This window comes from Plantibacter flavus (genome assembly GCF_002024505.1).
Taxonomy (GTDB): domain Bacteria; phylum Actinomycetota; class Actinomycetes; order Actinomycetales; family Microbacteriaceae; genus Plantibacter; species Plantibacter flavus_A.
The window spans coordinates 799,794-819,822 of record NZ_CP019402.1 but is presented as its reverse complement, the minus strand read 5'-3'; the positions used below and the strand labels follow the sequence as shown (position 1 = coordinate 819,822).

The window sequence follows — 20,029 nt, the reverse complement described above, 5'->3', positions numbered from 1 at the left end:
GCCGTCTGACATCGGCGCCCGCTCAGGAGGCGCGGCGGGCACGGACGCCTGCCGCGTACTCCTTCGGGGTCATGCCGATCGCCTCACGCACGATCCGGATGAGCGTCGCACGGGTGATCCCGAGCGCGTTCGCGAGGGTGACGAGCGAGAGGTCGGGATCGTCGTCGAGCGTCGCCAGGGCGCGCCGGACCCGTGGGTCGAGCGATCCGGTGTCGCGCTGGGCACGCACCGCCGGGCGAGGCTTGACCTCACCGCTCGTGAGCTCCTCGACCGGTGGCAGCCCGGGCAGGGACGGCTGACTGGATTCGTCCACCATGGCGCGTTCGACGCTCGTCGTTCGCTGCTCGGGTCAGTCGACGAGGTCGTGACGCACGACGATCGCGTCGCGGCCGGGACCCACACCGATCGCGGAGATGCGCGAACCGCTCATCGCCTCGAGCGCCAGCACGTAGTCCTGGGCGTTCTTCGGGAGGTCCTCGAAGCGGCGGACACCGGTGATGTCCTCCTGCCAGCCGGGGAACTCCTCGTAGATCGGGACGGCGTGGTGGAAGTCGGTCTGCGAGACCGGCACCTCGTCGACCCGGACGCCGTCGACCTCGTAGGCGACGCACACCGGGATGGTGGCGAGGTCGTCGAGGATGTCGAGCTTCGTCAGGACGAAGTCGGTGACGCCGTTGATGCGCGCCGCGTACCGGGCGATCGGGGCGTCGTACCAGCCGACGCGACGCGGGCGGCCGGTCGTCGTGCCGAACTCGAAGCCCTTCGAGCGGAGGTAGTCGCCGGACTCGTCGAACAGCTCGGTCGGGAACGGGCCGGCGCCGACGCGGGTCGTGTAGGCCTTGACGATGCCGATGACGCGGTCGAGGCGGTTCGGGGCGACACCGGAGCCGGTGGCCGCACCACCCGAGGTCGCGTTGGAGGAGGTGACGAAGGGGTAGGTGCCGTGGTCGACGTCGAGCATCGTGGCCTGCCCACCCTCGAAGAGGACGATCTTGCCGTCGTCGAGCGCCTCGTTCAGGACGAGCGCGGTGTCGGCCACCATCGGGCGGAGTCGCTCGGCGTAGGCGAGGAGGTCGGCCACGATCTCGTCGACCGTGATGGCGCGGCGGTTGAAGACCTTGACCAGCAGGTGGTTCTTCTGGTCGAGGGCGCCCTCGACCTTCTGGCGCAGGATGTTCTCGTCGAAGAGGTCCTGGATGCGGATGCCGACGCGGTTGATCTTGTCGGCGTAGGCCGGGCCGATGCCACGGCCGGTGGTGCCGATCTGACGCTTGCCGAGGAAGCGCTCCGTCACCTTGTCGATGGTGCGGTGGTACTGGGTGATGACGTGCGCGTTGGCGCTCACGAGGAGGCGCGAGACGTCGATGCCGCGGGCCTGGAGCGCCTCGAGCTCGTGGAACAGCACCTCGATGTCGATGACGACACCGTTGGAGATGACGGGGACGACGCCGCTCGTCAGGATGCCGGACGGCAGGAGGTGGAGCGCGTACTTCTCGTCACCGATGACGACCGTGTGCCCCGCGTTGTTGCCGCCGTTGAACTTCACGACGTAGTCGATGCGGTCACCGAGCAGGTCGGTGGCCTTCCCCTTGCCTTCGTCGCCCCACTGGGCGCCGACGATCACGATTGCTGGCATCTGGATGCCGCCCCTTCCGGATTCTCGTGTGCCCGGCGGATCCGCTGGGGAACCACGCCCTGACAGGCCGGACGCCCACCCTCTGCGGGCGGGCGTCTCGTGCACGCACCCCTCCATCGTACCGGAGGAGGGTCACGGGCACCGAGTCCCGGGCTGCGCTCGATACCATGAGGGGATGTTCAGGCCTCGGGCGGCCGTCCTGCCTGCCGATCGCCCTCGACGACCGTCCTCTCGACCGACCGAACGGAACCCATGACCTCCCTGCCGCGCCTCGTCGCCTTCGACCTCGACGACACCCTCGCCCCGTCGAAGTCCGCGCTCGACCCTCGCATGGCCGAACTGTTCGTCGCGCTCCTCGAACGCACCTCGGTGTGCATCATCTCGGGCGGCCAGATCGTGCAGTTCCAGAACCAGGTGCTCGACCGGCTCGGAGCCGCGTCGCCCGAGGCCCTCGGCCGACTGCACCTCATGCCCACCTGCGGCACCCGGTACGACCGCTTCGACGGCACCGCGTGGGTCACCGTCTACAAGCACGACCTCACCGACGACCAGAAGGCCCGCGCCATGGGCGCGCTCGAGACCGAGGCCAAGCGACTCGGCCTCTGGGCCGACGAGACCTGGGGACCGATCCTCGAGGACCGCGGCTCGCAGATCACCTTCTCCGCCCTCGGGCAGGCAGCGCCGGTCGCCGAGAAGACCGCCTGGGACCCCGACGGCGCGAAGAAGGAGTCGCTGCGCGCCGCCGTGCAGGCGTTGCTCCCCGACCTCGAGGTCCGCTCCGGCGGCTCGACCTCCGTCGACATCACCATGGCGGGCGTCGACAAGGCGTTCGGCATGACGCGGCTCGCCGAGCACACGGGCATCCCGCTGGAGGAGATGGTCTTCGTCGGCGACCGTCTCGACGAGGGCGGCAACGACTACCCGGTCCTCGCGCTCGGGGTGCCGTCGGTGGCCGTGCACGGCTGGCAGGACACGGCGGCGTACCTGGAGTCGCTCGGCCTGTAGGGCGCCGGTCCCTGAGCCGCGCCCCGGTCCCTGAGCCTGTCGAAGGGCTAGTCGGAGCCGAGGATGACGATCGCGGAGGTCGGCGGTGCCGCCGCCGCGACGAGGTACTCGATCTCCTCCGACGCGGTGGGGTCGGCCTCGCGCAGGAAGGCGTCGAGACGCTCGACCTCTTCGGTCTCGCCGATCGCCTTCGCGGAGCGGCGGAGCGCGTAGAGCGAGCGCAACACCCCGCGGTTCGGCGCGTGCGACCACGGGATCGGGCCCTGACCGCGCCAGCCGGCGGCACGGAGCGAGTCCAGGCCGCGGTGGTACCCGACCCGCGCGGCCGCGTAGCCGGGGATCGGCGACTGCGGGTCGTGGACGGCGTCGGCGAGGAGCGCCCAGCCGAGCGAGGAGCGGGGGTGGGCCGCGAGGAGGTCCGCCAGCGCCTCGATCGAACCGACGGCCGCGTGGAACTCGGCATCGGTGGCGCTGTCGTCCGGCAGCAGTGTCGGAGGGGTTGCCATCAGATTCTCACCGGTCATCGTTCAACCATAGCTCCGTTCCCGGAGCCCGGCGTGGGAGGAAGCTGGCAGCCCTCGCTGAGAGCTCGCCGCATCCTCCGACATCGATATTGCACACCGCTGTGCAAGATAGTACGATCGCTGTCATGACCACCACCCAAGCGCCTGCTAGCGGGTCGCGCGCCCCTCGTCGCGACGCCGCGGAGAACCGCCTCGCGCTGCTCGAAGCCGCCCGCCTGGCGCTCCGCAGCGACCCCGACGCCAGCCTCGAGACCATCGCGGCCGCCGCCGGCCTCACCCGCCGTTCGGTGTACGGACACTTCGCCACGCGCGACGAGCTCGTGAACGCCGTCGTCGTGGCTGGGGCCGAGCGCGTCGCCGCGTCGATCACGGCCGTCCGAGGCGAGGACCCGCTCACCACCATCGCGCTCATCGGCGACGTCCTCTGGGCCCAGGTGGACCACGTCCGGATCATGGCGCCGCTCGCCGTCCGCGGGCCGCTCCGCGCCGTCACGGCGGCAGCCCTCGAACCCGTTCGGACCCTCCTCCTCCGCACCGTCGAGGCCGGTGTCGCGGACGGTTCCATCCGCCCCGACATCGACGCCGGCGTCCTCGCCCGACTCGTCGAGAGCACGGCCGTCGGGGTGCTCGAAGAGGCGACCCGGTCCGGCCTCTCGACGAGCGCCGGCCGCCGCCTCGTCATGCTCGCCACGCTCGGGGCTGTCGGTCTGTCGTGGCAGGACGCCACGGCGGTCGCCGACCGCGCCGACACCGGACACGCAGGCACCCACCGGCACACCGCCGGCACCGGCACGAACGAGGAGCCCTCCCATGCGCGTTGAACTCGACGGCGTCTCCAAGGGCAAGGGCGGCATCGTCCTCGAGCCGACCTCCCTCTCCTTCCGGACGGGCGAGGCGACCTTCGCCCGCGCCGAGACCGAGCAGCGGCCGACCGTCCTCGGCCTCATCGCCTCCGGCCGGATGAAGCCCGACACCGGGACCGTCCTCGTCGACGGAGCGACCGACCGCAAGACGATGCGCCGCGTGATCGCCCTCATCGACGCGCCCGACGTCTCCGAACCGGCCAGCGGCGTCGCGGTCTCCGGCGTCGTCGCCGAGGAGCTCATGTTCGCCGGCCGGGCGAGCCACCCCTTCGCCGTCGCGCGGTTCCTCGAGTCGCTCGACCTCGCACACCTCGCGAAGCAGCCGATCTCGACCGTCGCGCCGACCGACCGCGTGCGGCTCCTCACCGAGCTCGCGGTCCTCCGGGAGGACGTCACCGCACTCGTCCTCGTCTCCCCCGACCGCCACGGCGGCGACCCGCTCGAGTGGTGGAACCTCGCCCGCAAGCTCGCCGCCCGCGGCTACGGCGTCCTCGTGATCGCCGGCGACGCTTCGGCGACAGCCATCAACGCCACCGCGGACGCCCCGGTGTCCGAGAACGCCACGGACGAACTCGTCCCCCTCTTCCAGCAGGACTGGTCGTGACGCACACCGTGCACCACCACCGTCCAGCCACCACCTCATCCCGCACCACCCGTCCCCAGAAGGACCTCCTGTGAAGATCTTCGCGATGATCCGCGCCGAACTGTCCCGCCTGTGGGCCACGCCCATGTCGCGGCTCGCCCTCGTCGCCCTCATGTGCGTCCCGCTGCTCTACGGCGGCCTGTACCTCTGGGCGAACCAGGACCCGTACGCCAAGCTCGACCAGGTGCCCGTGGCGCTCGTCGTCGAGGACACCGGTGCGCCGGCGACCGACGACACCACCGGCGACGCGACCGGCGAGACGGAGAACTACGGCGACGACATCGCCGACCAGCTCATCGAGGACGGCTCGTTCGCCTGGCACGAGGTCAGCGCGGCCGACGCCGCCCGGGGGGTGAACGACGGGACCTTCGACTTCAGCGTCACGATCCCCGCCGACTTCTCGACCTCCCTCACCTCCGCGTCGGGCGACGCCCCGCAGCAGGCGACGGTGCAGCTCACGACGAACGACGCCAACAGCTACCTGGCGACGACCATCGGCGAGCAGGCCGTCAAGCAGATCAAAGCGACCATCGTGCAGACGGTGAACCGCCAGGCCGCCGGCCGGTTCCTCATCGCGCTCGACACGATCAAGACGAAGCTCGTCGACGCCACCTCGGGCGCGACGCAGCTGGCCGACGGCGCACAGCAGGCCTTCGACGGCGCCGGGACCGCCCAGGCCGGCGCTGCGACCCTCGCGTCCGGCACGGCCCAGATCGCCGCGGGGACGGCCAGCCTGCCCTCGCAGACCGATCAGCTGGCCTCGGGTGCCGAGCAGGTCGCGTCCGGGACGTCGACCCTCGCCGGCAAGGGTGACGAGGTCGGAGCAGCCGCCCAGCGACTCGTCGACTCGATCCCCACGGCCCGCGCCCAGATCTCACAGACGCTCGCGGAGAACGGTTTCACCCCCGAGCAGATCGCCCAGGTGCTGGCGCTCCTCGACCCGGTGGCAGCCGACGCCACGACGGCGAACGAGCGCGTCCAGACCGTCGTCTCACAGGTCGACCAGCTCAACAGCGGTGCCCAGCAGGTCGCCGGAGGCGCCCGGACGCTGAGTGACGCGATGCCCGCGCTCGCCTCGGGGACGCAGCAGGCCGCCGACGGCGCGGCGTCGCTGCAGACCGGCCTCACGACCCTGCAGACGGGCCTCGGCACCCTCCGTGACGGCATCGTCACCCTCCGCGACGGTCTGCAGTCCGGCGCGGACGCCATCCCAGCGACCACCGCGGACTCCCGCGAACTCCAGGCCAAGACGATCGCCGACCCGGTCAAGCTGACCAACTCCTCCGTGACGAGCGCGGGCACCTACGGAGCGGGACTCGCGCCGTTCTTCGTCAGCCTCGCCGCCTGGATCGGCATCTACGCGCTCTTCCTCATCGTCAAGCCGGTCTCGCGGCGCGCGATCACGGCGCTCCACAGCCCCATCAAGGTGACCGTCGCCGGCTGGCTCACGCCCGGCCTCCTCGGCACGATCCAGATGGTCGCGCTGTTCGGGATCCTCGCCGGCGCCCTGCACTTCGAGGTCCACAACCCGCTCGCGACCTACGGGATGATGGCGCTCGCGTCCCTCACCTTCGCGGCGATCATCCTGACGCTCAACGTGTGGTTCGGCAGCGTCGGACAGTTCCTCGGCCTCGTGCTCATGGTCGCCCAGCTCGTCACGGCCGGAGGCACGTTCCCGTGGCAGACACTCCCGGCGCCGCTGGCCGCACTGCACCATGTGCTCCCGATGTCCTACGCCGTCGACGGCATGCGCCAGTTGATGTACGGGGGACGGATGGACGCCGCCCTGCAGGACGCCGGAGTCCTGCTGGCCTGGCTGGCGATCGCACTGAGCCTCTCGGCGATCGGCGTGACGCGGATGACGCACGCCAGGACGCTGCGCGACCTCCGGCCGAGCCTCATCGGCTAGGCAGCCATCGAGCGCGCAGGAGCCCGCGCCGGAGCGTCGTCCTCGGGTCGGACGACGCTCCGGCGCGTGTGGTCGGCCTGCTGCGTGCGACGCCCATTCGGGTCGGGCATCGTTCGACGTCGGCGTCTGAGCGCCGCGTCGATCCGGGTTCGGGTCCGCCCGACAGCGTTGCACTCCCTTGAGTGATCGACCGGAGGCGCGATCATGACGCGGAACGCGGCAGATTCTCGGAACGGTCGTCGAGCCACCGGAAGGACCGGCGTTCGTCCGGTGCGAAGACCCCGCCGACACACCCCGGAAACACCGGAGGCCGCCGGGAGTGGGGGGACTCCCGGCGGCCACCGGTGCGACGGAACGGGCGCGTTCCGTCTGGAGCAGCTGAGCGTCGTGGTTCGGGCCACGGCGATCAGCTGCGGGTGCAGCGCGCTGCTCAGCGGGAGAGCAGCGACGCCTCCTCGCGCTGTTCGGCGAGCATCCGACGACGCGTCGCGAAGGCGGCTCCGGCCCCCCAGATGAGGAGCGATGCGAACAACGCGCCGGCCGGAGCGATGAGCTCGCTCGAGCCGGGCTGCGTCGCACTGATCGAGCTCGACGCCTCGTCGACCCGGGCGTCGGCCTGAGCCGGCGCGGCGACGCCGACGATGAGGGCGACCGCGAGGGCGGCGGGGACGGCGAGCGCGGCGACGCCACGGACCTTGGACGGGTGGGTTCCTCGTTCGGGCGAGACTCCCAGGGCAGAGCGGTGCTTCATCTTCGATTCATCCTTCGGGTGACCGCCGATTCGCACCGCACGGATTCGGGTCCGTGCGGTGGCCCTCGGTGGCTTCGGGTGCCGGAGGGATTCGGGTTCAGCGGTGGAGTGTTGCTCCGCTAGACAGTATGCCGGGGGGTGTCGGCACTTTGGGGGACCTCGGGGGCAATTGAGGGAATCTTGAGGTGTTCCTGAGGTACGCACACGGGTGCCGTTCGAAACCACCCGCGGACGGGGGCCAACCCGATCAAGACGCGTCGAAGGAGACGTGTTGCATGACCCAGGCGTGCATCGCGACGGCTGCCGCCGCGGAGGCGTTGATCGATCTCGTCGACCCGAACTGGGTGATCTCGAGCACCGCGTCGGCAGCGGCGAGCGCCTCCGGTGAGAGCCCAGGCCCCTCCTGCCCGAAGAGCAGGAGGCACCGCTCGGGAAGGCGGAACGTCTCGATCGGGACCGACCCCGGCACGTTGTCGATCGCGATGATCGGCAGCTCGGCCGCCGACGCCCAGGCGACGAGCGCCGCGACGTCGACGTGGTGCTCGACGTGCTGGTAGCGATCGGTCACCATGGCTCCGCGCTTGTTCCACCGTCGGCGCCCGACGATGTGCACGGTGTCGGCGGCGAACGCGTTGGCGGTGCGCACGATCGACCCGATGTTCATGTCGTGCTGCCAGTTCTCGATGGCGACGTGGAACGGATGGCGGTGGTCGTCGATGTCGGCGACGATGGCCTCCATCGACCAGTAGCGGTAGCGGTCGACGACGTTCCGGGTGTCGCCCTCGCGCAGCAGCTCGGGGTCGTACCAGGGGTCGTCCGGCCACTCCCCCTGCCATGGACCGACGCCGGCCGTCGGGCTCTCGGCCTGATCGGGGCCGGCGACCGGGTCGTCCGGGTGGAGCGGGGTCTCTGGCACCAGCCAACCCTACCCGCGCCGTGCCACACTGGAGGTCCGGGCCCGACGCCGCGCCACCCCCGCGGCGCAGCGCTCGCGCAGCCCGCACGGAGCACCTGGAGGAACGCATGTCACGACGCGACGAGGTCGAATGCTGGCTCACCGACATGGACGGCGTGCTGGTCCATGAGAACCACGCCCTCCCGGGTGCCGCCGCGCTCCTGCAGCAGTGGCAGGATCAGCGGACGCCCTTCCTGGTGCTCACCAACAACTCGATCTTCACCCCGCGCGACCTGAGCGCCCGGCTGCGCGCGTCCGGGCTCGACGTGCCCGAGGAGTTCATCTGGACCTCCGCGCTCGCGACGGCCGCCTTCCTGGCCGAGCAGGAGCCGGGCGGCTCGGCGTTCGTCATCGGGGAGGCCGGGATCACCACGGCCATCCACGAGGCCGGCTTCACCATGACGGAGACGAACCCCGACTACGTGGTCGTCGGCGAGACCCGCAACTACTCGTTCGAGGCCATCACCAAGGCGATCCGCCTCATCGCCGGAGGCGCGCGCTTCATCGTGACGAACCCGGACGCGACCGGACCGAGCAAGGACGGTCCGCTTCCGGCGACCGGTGCCATCGCGGCGCTCATCACGAAGGCCACCGGCATGGAGCCTTACGTCGTCGGAAAGCCGAACCCGATGATGTTCCGATCGGCGCTCAACAAGATCGGCGCGCACTCGGAGAACACCGGCATGATCGGCGACCGCATGGACACCGACATCGTCGCGGGCATCGAGGCCGGTCTCCACACGATCCTCGTGCTCACGGGCATCAGTGACGAGGCCGAGATCAACCGCTACCCGTTCCGTCCGAACGAGATCCTGAGCGGCGTCATCGACCTCGTGACGGAGCCCGTCGAGGTCGAGATCTAGGCCGTTCGGCCACCATCATCCCCACCGTTCCGTTCCCGCCCCGCCACGCACCGAGGACTTCCATGCGCGCCGTCGTCTACGACCAGTTCACCGCCGAGCCCGAGGTCCGCGACGTGCCGGATCCGGTGCCGTCCGACGCCGGCGTCGTCGTGCGCGTGGAGACCACGGGTCTCTGCCGGAGCGATGCGCACGGCTGGCTCGGGCACGACGACGGCATCGCCCTCCCCCACGTGCCCGGCCACGAACTCGTCGGGCGCATCCATGCGGTCGGCCCCGCCGTCGAGCGGTTCCGCGTGGGCGACCGCGTCACGGTGCCCTTCGTGTGCGCGTGCGGACGCTGCGCCCAGTGCCTCGCCGGGAACGGGCAGGTCTGCCCGAACCAGACGCAGCCAGGCTTCACCCACTGGGGTTCCTACGCCGAGCTCGTCGCCCTGCACGACGCGGACGTGAACCTCATCCCGGTGCCGGAGTCCCTCGACGCCGGTGCCGCCGCCCTCCTCGGGTGCCGGTTCGCGACGGCCTTCCGCGGGCTCGTCCACCGCGCCGGGCTCCGCAGCGGGGAGCGCCTGCTCGTCGTCGGCTGCGGCGGCGTGGGGCTGAGTGCGGCCATGATCGGCGTCGCGCTCGGTGCCGAGGTCATCGCCGTCGACATCGACGCCTCGGCCCTGGCGCGCGCGGCGTCGATCGGCGTCACGCACACGATCGACTCGAGCGGTCTCGACGAGGCCGCCGTCCTCGCGCGCATCGCCGAAGCCGCACCCATGGGCGTGCAGGTGTCGGTCGAAGCCCTCGGACGTGAGTCCACGATGCGCCTCAGCCTCCTCGCGCTGGCACCGATGGGCCGTCAGGTGCAGATCGGCCTGTTCTCGAGCGAACCGACACTCCCGCTGCCGCGCATCATCTCGCAGGAGCTGTCACTGCACGGCAGCCACGGCATGCCGGCTTCCGACTACTCGGAACTGCTCGACCTCGTCGCGAGCGGCGCGCTGCGCCCCCAGGACCTCATCGAACACCGCATCGGCCTCAACGAGGCACCGGCAGCACTCGTCGCCCTCGCCTCCGGCGACCGCTCTGCGGGTGTGACCGTCATCGACGTCGCCTGACCCGCGACGACGTCGGGTGCATCGTCAAACGGCGTCCGGGGCTCCGGCCGTCGACCATCCTGCGGACACGCTCGGCATCGTGGCGTCCGCAGCCGCACCGGCCGCCTTCGCGGCACCGACGAGCGTTCCGAAGTAGAACGCGAGCAGGAGCAGCACGGCGGCGCCTAGGCCGACGACCGCCCAGAGCAGCGCCTTCGGGATGCCCTGATCCGCGTGCTCTCCGCGGTATTCGGGGAGATCGCGGTCGGGCGCGGACTGCGTGGCCTGCGGTGGCAAGGTGGCGCCGACGATACCCGCAGCCGCGGCCGGGGTCGTGAGCGCGCTCGCGCCGTCGAGTTCCGGGAACGCGACCGTCTCGCCCGGGAGCGCGGCCGGCGCCGTCTGCGGCACGTTCGCGATCGGCCCCTGCGACGGGACTGCCGCGGCGTGTGCGCCGAAGACGGACACCGAGGCGGGGGTCACTGGTGTGGGCGCGGTGTCCGAGGCGACATCCGGCTCAGCCGTCGGGGAGCTGTGTGAAGCGCTGTCGTCGTCTCCGGCGGCGTGGGCCCCGTTCCGCCGGGACCCGCCGGTGTCGTCGTCGGGATCCGTGCCGTCGACATCGGTGCCGTCGGCGGCGACGAGGCCCGGGACGGGGGCGAGCGGGAGATCGGGGTCGGCGATCGCGTCGGCCTGGAGCGACCAGCCACCCTCGGCGGCGAAGGCGTCGGCGAGCGACCGTGCCGAGGCCGCCTCCGCCGTGGCGGTGGCGTCTGGTTGATCGGACGGCGCGGCCGTGGCCGTGTCGTCGGCCTGCTCGGTGTCGGCGGGCGGCGTGGCAGCCGGCTCACCGTCGGCCGCGGCGTCATCGGCCGAGGCGACCTCGACCGCATCCGTCTCGGGTCCGAGGTCGAACAGCGACTCGAGCCGCAGCTCCTCGCTGACCGGCTCGGGCTCGCCGATCGGCTCAGGGTCGATCGAGACCTCGTCAGCGAGCGGGGCATCCGACGCGGCGGCATCCGTGGTGGAATCGGTCGCACCGTCGGCGACGGCCCCGTCCGGCACGAACGACGGAAGCGGTGTCACGCCCGCCGCAGCGAGTGGGGCGGCGTCGAACTCGACGATCTCCTCGTCGAACTCGTCGTCGAGCTCTTCCGGGTCGACGGCGAACGTCGGGGTCTCGAGAGCAGGAGTCTCAGCCACCGGGGTCGGTGCCGTCGCGGGCGCGGAGTCAGCGACGCGCTCGGCCGTGGTCTCAGCGTCGTCGGTGTCGTCGCCCGAGTCGATGCCGGAAGCTGCGCCGGCAGCGGTTGCGGCCCCTGCGGCGGCGAGGCCACCGGCCGCGACGGCTGCATCGAACCCACCGAGGGACAGCGTCGGGAAGAGGTCGACCGTGTCGTTCGCGGCGGGGACGATCGGTGCGGCGTCCGGCGCGGAGCTCTCGGTCTCGGTCGCGTCGTCGGTCCAGCTGGCGAACTCGTCACCGGGTCCGTCGACGAGCGGACGACCGAGCGTGACGGCGGCGAGGCCCGGAGCGAAGGGCTGGACGTCGCCGGCGATGAACGCGGCATCGGGCACCTCGCCCTCGAGCGCGAGCTCCGAGGGGGACTCCGCGCTCACGGCTGACGACTCGGCGCCCTCCCACTCCACCGGCGGGACCGGGATGGGTTGGGTCGTGGGAGCCGCGTGTACGAGCGGGTCGAGGGCGTCGTTCGGCGCGAGGTCCCACACGAACGGCGCGGTGCCGAAGGGGCTGACCGTGGGTTCGGGTTGCACGCCGTCGAGGGAGATGAGCTCCGTGATGGAACGCTCGGCCTTCGGGGTCGGCGGGCCGAAGGCCGGGGGGACGTCGGCGGTGTCCGTCGCGTCGTCGTCGACCGGCGCGTCATCACGGCCGGGCTCGGCATCGGTGGCGGGTGTCGGCGCCGGAGGAACGGCTGCTGCTGCGGCTGCGGCACCCGCAAGGGCCGAGAAGCCCGGACCGCCGAGGCTGTCGAACGGCCGCGTCTCATCGAGCGGCTCGGCGTCGACGTCGGGGACCGTCTCGGGCCACGGGACGTCGGCTGGCGAGGTCGGCTCCGCTGCACTCGCGGGCGACGCCGCTGCGACCGTGTCCCAGCGGAACGGTGCCGCGGGGGTGATCGGCTCGGAAGCGACGATGCCGTCGGATGCGGGCTCGGGGTCCGAGTCGGCGGTCGGCTGGACCGGCTCGCTCGCGGACGGGGACGTCGCCTCCTCGGTGACGGTGGCGATGCCGGACTCGTCTGCGGAGTCGAACTGCTGGGGCGCCTCGTCGACCGGCTCCGCCTGCGGTTCCTCGGACGGCTGCTCGTCCGGTGCCGCGGGCGCGGCGCCGAACGTCTCACCGAACGGTTCCGTCAACCAGGCCAAAGGGTCCGTCCGCGGTGTGGAGGCCTCGGCAGGCGCCGGCTCGGCTGTCCAGACGTCGTCGGTAGCTGGCTCGTCGGCAGCCGGTTCATCGGCCGTGGCCTCGTCGGGGCGTGCGGCGAGGGGCGTCGAAGCGTCGATCGTCGTGTCACGGACCTCGACGGTCTCTCCGCCGAGGACGTCGTCGCCGAACGTCTCGGAGAGGCTCCAGGAGCCCTCCGGCAGATCGTCGTCCTGCACCTCGGCGTCGGGTGTCGACGCGGAGCCGGACGGCACATCGCGGTCCGCGGCGGTGGGCGACGGCGTCACCGGCGGGGCGGCGGGCGGCAGCGGTGCGGCGGGAGTGCCACCGTCGGGCGACGAGGTGGCGGTGGTCGCGCCGATCTCCTCCGCCTCGACCGCGGCCCAGGCCGCCGGGTCGTCGGCCGCGAGTGCTCGGGCCGTGGGCAGGACGGCCGTCGAGACGTCCTCGGGGGCTGCTGGGTCGGCGTCGATGTCGTCGCTGCCGCCGAGGCTCCAGGGCTCGTCGGCGACGGGTGGCAGGACGACCGGGTTCGTCGGCGCGGGCCGGAAGGTGCCGGCGGGCGCGTGCTGGAGGACGGAGTCGGTGTCGACCGTCAGCTCGTTGCGAGCGGGCGGCACCGGCGATGCCGGGGCAGGGGTCGGCGGGACGACCGGGAGCTCGAGGGCGTTCGGGTGACGCAGACCCTCCGACCGGACGGGAGCTTCCTCGGGCATCGGGTCGGCCGGGGCTGCAGGCGTGGCGGGTGCGGCGGGCTCCGCGCTGGGTGCATCCGGCGCCGGGGGTGCGGGGACCGCTGTCGTGTCGTCGGCCGGGTTCGGCACCTGGTTCTGCCACCAGGCGAGGAGTTCGGCCTCGCTCGCGAATTCACCGGGAGCAGTGGCCGGCGCGGCGGGGGTCGGCTCGGCGGCAGCGGTCGTCTGCTCGAGGGGAGCGGGCAGCGGTTCGACCGGAGCAGGCGTCGGTTCAGCGTGCGTCTGAGCCGCCGGCGCATCCGGCACGGAGGGCACGGAGGGCGCGGACCACTGGGGCTCGGCCGGGACCGGCGCAGCCACCGACGAAGCAGCGGCCTGGGCATCGGTGTCGCCGACGACCGGCAGGACTCGGGTCCGGTCATCGTCAGCGGGCGCCGGAGCGACGGCTGCCGAGGGGTGCTCGTCGACCGCGTCGGTGTCGGGCTGCGTCTCGATCGCCTCCGTGTCGTCGGCGTCGAGCTGCGAGAGCAGCCAGTCGGTTCCGTCCGCGGGTTCCTCCGGCAGCCCGGCCTCGCCGCGTCCGGTTCCGTCGCCGGACATCAGACGAGTCCCAGGTCTTCCAGGCCGATCGCGGCCAAGTACTGGTAGCCCGCGGCCTCGATGATCTCGCGGGCGCCGGTCGCGCGGTCGACGACGACGGCGACGGCGACCACCTCGGCTCCGACCTTCTCGAGTGCTTCGGCCGCCTTGAGCGGTGATCCACCGGTGGTCGAGGTGTCCTCGAGCACGATCACGCGCTTGCCCTGGAGGTCTGGGCCCTCGACCTGCTTGCCGCGGCCGTGGTCCTTCGGCTCCTTGCGGACGACGAAGGCGTCGTAGGTGAGTCCGCGCGCGGCACCCTGGTGCAGGATCGCGGCGGCGACGGGGTCGGCGCCCATGGTGAGGCCACCGACCGCGAAGACGTCGGGGACGTCGGCGATGAGGTCGATCATGACCTGCCCGATGAGGGGCGCGACGCGGTGGTCGAGGCTCACCTTGCGGAGGTCGACGTAATACGTCGCTTTCTTGCCGCTCGTCAGGGTGAAGTCACCGTGGAACACGGCTTCCGCCGAGATGTGGTCAATGAGCTGAGCTCGTGCGTCCGTCACGTCGGAGAGTCTACAAGCTGTGACCCCCATCGCCGCAGTCGCCCGGATGGGGGCGGTCCGCATCCCCGACGCGCGAGAGCCCCGGCGTGTCGGTACGACTCGCCGGGGCTCGAGGACGCCACGCCGCCACCGTCCTGCGTCGGGGCGGCTGCGTCCGGGGGTCAACGCGCCGTGCCGGAACCCGGGTCCTCGGGGCGGTCGACTGCGAGCAGTTCCGCCTCGGTCGCTCCGCCGTAGCCCTCGGTCTCCGGGTCGCCGTGCAGGCCGCCCGAGACCGCGTACTCCTCCTCCGGTGACATGACGAGCCGGTGGCGACCCCAGACCGCGAAGGCGACCAGCATGACGACATAGACGACGACGATCGCGATGATCGCCGGGAGGAACGTCGGGTTGAGCAGGAAGCCCACGAAGATGAGCGCGGCGATGACGGCCGCGATGACCGCCCCCGGGACACCCCACGGGCTCAGGTAGGGCCGCTTGGCGTTCGGGAACTTCCTCCGCAGCAGCAGGAACGCGATCATCTGCATGAGGTACGCGAGCACCGCGCCCCAGACCGCGATGTTGAGCACGATCGCACCGGCGACACCGCCCGATCCGCCGGCCGCGTCGACGATGAGCAACGCGACGAACCCGATGATCGCCCCGGCCACAAGGGCCACCCACGGCGTCTGCCGCTTGCCGGTGAGGGAGAGGAACCGCGGGTAGTACCCGGCGCGGGACAGCGAGTACATGTTGCGACCGTAGGCGAACATGATGCCCTGCAGCGAGGCGAGGAGCCCGATGAGGGCGAAGAGCGCGAGGACCGCCGCCGCACCGTCACCGACGATGGCTCGGAAGCCGTCGAGCAAGGGCTCCCCTGCCGTCCCGGTCGCCTCGGCACCGATGACGCCGGTGTTGAGGAAGAGGACGAGGAGGCCGGTCACGATGAGCGTGCCACGAGCCCAGAACCCGGCCTTCGGGATGTCGCGCACCGGGTTGTGGGACTCCTCCGCCGCGAGCGGCAGCTCCTCGATGCCGAGGAAGAACCACATCGCGAAGGGCAGGGCGAACAGGATCGGGAGGACGCCGTGCGGCAGGAACTCGGTCTGGCCCGCGTCGGGGGCGATGTCGAACAGGTTGGCCCAGGCGAACTGGCCGGAGAAGACCGCCATCGCGGAGAAGACGAGCAGGATGCCGATGGAGATGATCGAGACGACGATGGCGAAGCGGAAGGAGATGCTCGCACCGGCGGAGTTCAGTGCGATGAACGCGACGTACAGGATCGCCCACCACACGGGCGACGGCATGGAGAAGCCGAGCAGCTCGCTCGTGATGGCGTCGGCGTAGGAGGCCGAGAAGTACACGATCACGGCCGTGGTCGCGACGTACTCGATGGTCTCCGCGAGGCCGGTCACGAACCCGCCGAGCGGTCCCATCGCCGCTCTCGCGAAGGAGTAGGCCCCGCCGGTGTGCGGCATCGCCGCGGCCATCTCCCCGATCGAGAAGATCATGCCGTAGTACATCGCGACGAGGATGACGAAGGCGATGAGCATGCCGCCGAACCCGGCGAAGTCGATGCCGAAGTTCCAGCCGGAGAAGTCGCCGGAGATGACCGCCGCGACGGCGAGGCCCCAGAGTCCCCACACCCCGGCCGACCGCTTCAGGCTGCGTTTCTCGAAGTACCCCTCGCCGGCGGCGGTGTAGGTCACCCCGGAGATCTTGCGCGTGTCGTCAGCCATCGATGCGTCCTGTCGCTCGGGTTGCGCGCTCATCGGGCTCGCACAACGTCCTCAGATTCGGTTGGCCCGACTCTAGGGCCCGCAATGGTCGCGTGTACATACCTTTGTGAGGAAATCCCTCTCGCAAATGCATCGATCCACTGAAGGCGTTGTGATGTAATGGTCGGGTTAGCGACCTTTCAGTTCTTCATCGAGGTAGAACGCCGACGACGGGTCCCCCCCCCCCCCCCCCCGATCAACGAGGAGCTGCCATGCACCCACGCTCAGGAAACCTGACGCTCGAGGAGCTCACGACGGCCGTCGCCGCGCGCGAGATCGACACCGTGATCCTCGCGTTCACCGACATGCAGGGCCGACTCGTCGGCAAGCGCGTCTCGGCCCGACTCTTCGTCGAGGACGTCGCCGAGCACGGGGCGGAGTGTTGCAACTACCTGCTCGCGGTCGACGTCGAGATGAACACGGTCGACGGCTACGCGATGTCGAGTTGGGAACGCGGCTACGGCGACATGGCGATGATCCCCGACTTCTCGACCCTCCGCCGCGCGCCCTGGCTGCCGGGCACGGCCCTCGTCACCGCCGACCTCCAGTGGCTCGACGACGCCCCGGTGGTCGCTTCACCCCGTCAGATCCTCATCGCCCAGCTCGAACGGCTCGCGGAACGCGGCCTCGTCCCGTTCGTCGGCACGGAGCTCGAGTTCCTCGTCTTCGACGACACCTTCCGGGAGGCCTGGGCGAAGGACTACACGAAGCTGACGCCCGCCACCGACTACAACATCGACTACGCGATCCTCGCCTCGACCCGCATGGAGCCGTTGCTGCGCGACATCCGCAACGCCATGGACGGCGCCGGCATGTACTGCGAGGGCGTGAAGGGCGAATGCAACCTCGGGCAGCAGGAGATCGCGTTCCGCTACGACCACGCCCTCGTCACCTGCGACAACCACTCGATCTACAAGAACGGGGCGAAGGAGATCGCCGACGCCCACGGCAAGAGCCTCACGTTCATGGCGAAGTTCGACGAGCGCGAAGGCAACAGCTGCCACATCCACATCAGCCTCCGCGGCGAAGACGGTTCGGCCGTGTTCGCGGACCCCGACGCGCCCGACGGCATGTCGAAGCTCTTCCGGCACTTCCTGGCCGGGCAGCTCGCCGCGATGCGCGAGCTGACGATGTTCTTCGCGCCGAACATCAACTCCTACAAGCGCTACGTCGACGGCAGCTTCGCCCCGACGGCCGTCGCCTGGGGACACGACAACCGCACCTGCTCGCTCCGGGTCGTCGGCCGGGGGCTCGGCATGCGCGTCGAGAACCGGGTGCCGGGTGGCGACGTGAACCAGTACCTCGCCGTCGCCGCCCTCATCGCCGCCGGACTGCACGGCATCGAGAACGAACTGGAACTGGAGGACCCGACCAGCGGCAACGCCTACACGGGCGGTGCACCCCGCGTCCCGACCTCGCTCCGGGAGGCGGCCGAGCTCTTCTCGCAGTCGACGATCGCCCGCGAGGCCTTCGGCGACGAGGTCGTCGACCACTACCTGAACTTCGCGAAGGTGGAACTCGCCGCCTTCGACGCCGCGGTGACGGACTGGGAGCGGGTGCGCGGCTTTGAACGCCTCTGACCCGGACGTCCCAGCGACCGACCCGCCCGTCTCGAGCGCTCCGCTCATCGGTGTCACGACCTACCTCGAACAGGCCCAGACCGGTGTGTGGGACGTCCCGGCGTCCTTCCTGCCGAAGGTGTACCTCGACGCCGTGACGGATGCGGGAGGGATCGCGGTCCTCCTCCCACCCCAGCCGGTCACCCGTGCCGTGGCCGCGTCCGTGCTGGCGCGGCTCGACGGCCTCATCGTCTCGGGTGGCGCCGACGTCGACCCCGGCCTGTACGGGCAGGCCGCCCACCCGCGCACGGGTCGACCACGGACCGACCGGGACGCCTGGGAGGAGGCGCTGCTCACGGCGGCGATCGACGCCGAGCTGCCGTTCCTCGGCATCTGTCGTGGCGCACAACTGTTGAACGTCGCGCTCGGCGGGACGCTGATCCAACACCTCCCCGACCTCGTCGGCGACGACTCCTTCCAGCCCGGCGAGGGCGTCTTCGGGCCGAAGACCGTCGCGATCGAAGCCGACTCGCGGCTGGCCGCGCTGCTCCGGCAGGACGACGACGAGCTCGACGTGCACGTCTACCACCACCAGTCGATCGACCGCGTCGCCGACGGACTCGTCGTCACCGCCCGCACCGAGGAGGGCGTCATCGAAGCGGTCGAGCTGCCGACGGTCCCTTTCGGACTCGCCGTGCAGTGGCACCCCGAGGAGGAGACGGCCGACCGGCGTCTCTTCGCCGGGCTCGTGGACGCCGCGCGACGACACCGCGACGCCGGGACCACCGCAGGACTCAGCACCAGCACCACACCCGGCACCGAGAGCAGGAGCACCACACCGTGAGCTACACGATCCTCAATCCGGCGAACGAGCACGTCGTCACGACGGTCGAGCACCTCGACCTCGCCGAGACGGACGCCGCCATCGCCCGCGCCGCCGTCGCCCAGCGGTCCTGGGCGGCCGTCAGCCCCGCCGACCGCGCCCAGGCGCTCCGCCGGTTCGCCGCATCGGTCGACGCCGACCGCGAGCACCTCGCGAGCCTCGAGGTCGTCAACTCCGGCCACCCCATCACCCAGGCGCGGTGGGAGGCCGGTCACGTCCGCGACGTGCTCGAGTACTACTCGGCGTCACCCGAACGGCTCTTCGGTCAGCAGATCCCCGTCGCCGGCGGCATCGACCTCACCTTCCACGAACCGCTCGGCGTCGTCGGCATCATCACCCCGTGGAACTTCCCGATGACGATCGCCGCCTGGGGGTTCGCACCGGCGCTCGCGGCGGGGAACGCGGTGGTCCTGAAGCCCGCGGAATGGACGCCACTGACGAGCATCCGCCTCGGTGAACTCGCCCTCGAGTCCGGTCTGCCCGAGGGCCTGTTCCAGGTGTTGCCGGGCCGCGGGTCGGTCGTCGGCGAGCGCTTCGTCACGAACGAGACCGTCCGGAAGGTCGTCTTCACCGGGTCGACCGCCGTCGGCAAGCGCATCATGGCCGGCGCGGCGGAGCAGGTGAAGCGCGTCACCCTCGAACTCGGCGGCAAGAGCGCCAACATCGTGTTCGCGGACGCCGACCTCGAACGCGCGGCCGCGGCCGCCCCCTACGGCGTCTTCGAGAACGCGGGCCAGGACTGCTGCGCCCGGAGCCGGATCCTCGTCCAACGGAGCGTCTACGAGCGGTTCATGGAGCTGCTGGAGCCGGCCGTGCAGGGTGTGGTCGTCGGCGATCCGAACGACGAGGCCACCGAGATGGGACCGCTCGTCTCCGCTCCGCATCTGGCCGCCGTGCGCTCGTACGTGCCCGAGGGTGCGCCGATCGCCTTCACCGGGAGCGCCCCGGACGGCCCGGGGTACTGGTTCGCGCCGACCGTCCTGACGCCCGGCCGCGACGACCGCACCGTCCGGGAGGAGATCTTCGGTCCCGTCGTCGCCGTCCTGCCCTTCGAGGACGAGGCCGACGCTCTCACCCTCGCGAACGACACGGAGTACGGCCTCTCCGGCTCGATCTGGACCCGCGACGTCGGTCGCGCGATACGGGCCGCTCGAGCGGTGGAGTCGGGCAACCTGTCCGTCAACTCCCACTCCTCCGTCCGCTACTCCACCCCCTTCGGCGGGTTCAAGCAGTCGGGTCTCGGGCGCGAGCTCGGTCCCGACGCCCCGCTCGCCTTCACGGAGACGAAGAACGTCTTCCTCGCCGTCGACTGAACGACCCGCACCACCCGGCCCCTGAGCACCATC

17 protein-coding genes are annotated in these 20,029 nt (G+C 71.2%); 9 read left to right on the top strand and 8 right to left on the bottom strand.

All coding sequences use genetic code 11. The features are described from left to right. Positions 1–22 precede the first annotated feature (22 nt). Positions 23–316 carry a winged helix-turn-helix transcriptional regulator gene (locus tag BWO91_RS03850; RefSeq protein WP_079001345.1) on the bottom strand — a complete coding sequence of 98 codons (294 nt, stop codon included), beginning with the start codon at positions 314–316 and terminating at the stop codon, positions 23–25. Between the two features lie 33 nt (positions 317–349). Further along, a complete protein-coding gene (locus BWO91_RS03845; RefSeq protein ID WP_064295554.1) occupies positions 350–1,636 on the bottom strand; it encodes an adenylosuccinate synthase in 1,287 nt (428 codons plus the stop codon). Between the two features lie 252 nt (positions 1,637–1,888). Here BWO91_RS03845 and BWO91_RS03840 point away from each other — a divergent pair, with 252 nt between their 5' ends. Continuing rightward, positions 1,889–2,641 (top strand): HAD-IIB family hydrolase, encoded by a 753-nt coding sequence (locus BWO91_RS03840; protein WP_064295553.1) that lies wholly within the window; start codon positions 1,889–1,891, stop codon positions 2,639–2,641. A 47-nt stretch (positions 2,642–2,688) separates the two neighbouring features. On the opposite strand, the gene BWO91_RS03835 is transcribed toward BWO91_RS03840, so the two are convergent. After that, positions 2,689–3,147, bottom strand: a complete 459-nt coding sequence (locus tag BWO91_RS03835; protein ID WP_314140096.1) for a DUF3151 domain-containing protein — start codon at positions 3,145–3,147, stop codon at positions 2,689–2,691. Positions 3,148–3,290: 143 nt separating this feature from the next. On the opposite strand from BWO91_RS03835, the gene BWO91_RS03830 reads away from it, so the two are divergent. From BWO91_RS03830 to BWO91_RS03820, 3 genes are all read left to right on the top strand, one after another. Further along, a complete protein-coding gene (locus BWO91_RS03830; protein ID WP_079001343.1) occupies positions 3,291–3,986 on the top strand; it encodes a TetR/AcrR family transcriptional regulator in 696 nt (231 codons plus the stop codon). Then, a complete protein-coding gene (locus tag BWO91_RS03825) occupies positions 3,976–4,632 on the top strand; it encodes a hypothetical protein (protein ID WP_064295550.1) in 657 nt (218 codons plus the stop codon). Before BWO91_RS03830 ends, BWO91_RS03825 begins: the two co-directional genes overlap by 11 nt. Before the next feature lie 70 nt (positions 4,633–4,702). Beyond that, positions 4,703–6,580 carry a YhgE/Pip family protein gene (locus BWO91_RS03820; protein ID WP_079001342.1) on the top strand — a complete coding sequence of 626 codons (1,878 nt, stop codon included), beginning with the start codon at positions 4,703–4,705 and terminating at the stop codon, positions 6,578–6,580. 430 nt (positions 6,581–7,010) lie between these two features. Here BWO91_RS03820 and BWO91_RS03815 read toward each other — a convergent pair whose 3' ends face one another. Continuing rightward, positions 7,011–7,331 (bottom strand): hypothetical protein, encoded by a 321-nt coding sequence (locus BWO91_RS03815; protein WP_079001341.1) that lies wholly within the window; start codon positions 7,329–7,331, stop codon positions 7,011–7,013. 247 nt (positions 7,332–7,578) lie between these two features. Beyond that, positions 7,579–8,247 (bottom strand): TrmH family RNA methyltransferase, encoded by a 669-nt coding sequence (locus BWO91_RS03810; RefSeq protein ID WP_079001339.1) that lies wholly within the window; start codon positions 8,245–8,247, stop codon positions 7,579–7,581. Between the two features lie 107 nt (positions 8,248–8,354). On the opposite strand from BWO91_RS03810, the gene BWO91_RS03805 reads away from it, so the two are divergent. Both BWO91_RS03805 and BWO91_RS03800 read left to right on the top strand, forming a co-directional pair. Then, entirely contained in the window at positions 8,355–9,149 is a 795-nt protein-coding gene (locus tag BWO91_RS03805; RefSeq protein WP_071262240.1) for an HAD-IIA family hydrolase, read from the top strand. 62 nt (positions 9,150–9,211) lie between these two features. Further along, on the top strand, positions 9,212–10,252 hold the full coding sequence (locus BWO91_RS03800; protein WP_079001337.1) for a zinc-dependent alcohol dehydrogenase family protein: 1,041 nt from the start codon (positions 9,212–9,214) through the stop codon (positions 10,250–10,252). 24 nt (positions 10,253–10,276) lie between these two features. On the opposite strand, the gene BWO91_RS03795 is transcribed toward BWO91_RS03800, so the two are convergent. The 3 genes from BWO91_RS03795 to BWO91_RS03785 all read right to left on the bottom strand — a co-directional run bounded on the left by BWO91_RS03795 (position 10,277) and on the right by BWO91_RS03785 (position 16,202). Further along, on the bottom strand, positions 10,277–13,936 hold the full coding sequence (locus tag BWO91_RS03795; RefSeq protein WP_079001335.1) for a hypothetical protein: 3,660 nt from the start codon (positions 13,934–13,936) through the stop codon (positions 10,277–10,279). Next, positions 13,936–14,484 carry an orotate phosphoribosyltransferase gene (gene pyrE / locus BWO91_RS03790; protein ID WP_175116436.1) on the bottom strand — a complete coding sequence of 183 codons (549 nt, stop codon included), beginning with the start codon at positions 14,482–14,484 and terminating at the stop codon, positions 13,936–13,938. The genes BWO91_RS03795 and pyrE overlap by 1 nt, the downstream gene beginning before the upstream one ends. A 161-nt stretch (positions 14,485–14,645) precedes the next feature. Then, positions 14,646–16,202, bottom strand: a complete 1,557-nt coding sequence (locus BWO91_RS03785) for an amino acid permease (RefSeq protein WP_079003831.1) — start codon at positions 16,200–16,202, stop codon at positions 14,646–14,648. A 251-nt stretch (positions 16,203–16,453) separates the two neighbouring features. On the opposite strand from BWO91_RS03785, the gene BWO91_RS03780 reads away from it, so the two are divergent. The 3 genes from BWO91_RS03780 to BWO91_RS03770 are packed head-to-tail and all read left to right on the top strand — an operon-like array spanning position 16,454 to position 19,996. After that, positions 16,454–17,821 (top strand): glutamine synthetase family protein, encoded by a 1,368-nt coding sequence (locus BWO91_RS03780; RefSeq protein WP_071262237.1) that lies wholly within the window; start codon positions 16,454–16,456, stop codon positions 17,819–17,821. Continuing rightward, a complete protein-coding gene (locus BWO91_RS03775; protein WP_064295537.1) occupies positions 17,808–18,644 on the top strand; it encodes a gamma-glutamyl-gamma-aminobutyrate hydrolase family protein in 837 nt (278 codons plus the stop codon). The genes BWO91_RS03780 and BWO91_RS03775 overlap by 14 nt, the downstream gene beginning before the upstream one ends. Further along, the gene (locus BWO91_RS03770) at positions 18,641–19,996 is read left to right on the top strand and encodes an aldehyde dehydrogenase family protein (RefSeq protein WP_064295536.1); all 1,356 of its coding nucleotides are present in this window, start codon (positions 18,641–18,643) and stop codon (positions 19,994–19,996) included. The genes BWO91_RS03775 and BWO91_RS03770 overlap by 4 nt, the downstream gene beginning before the upstream one ends. Positions 19,997–20,029: the final 33 nt, after the last annotated feature.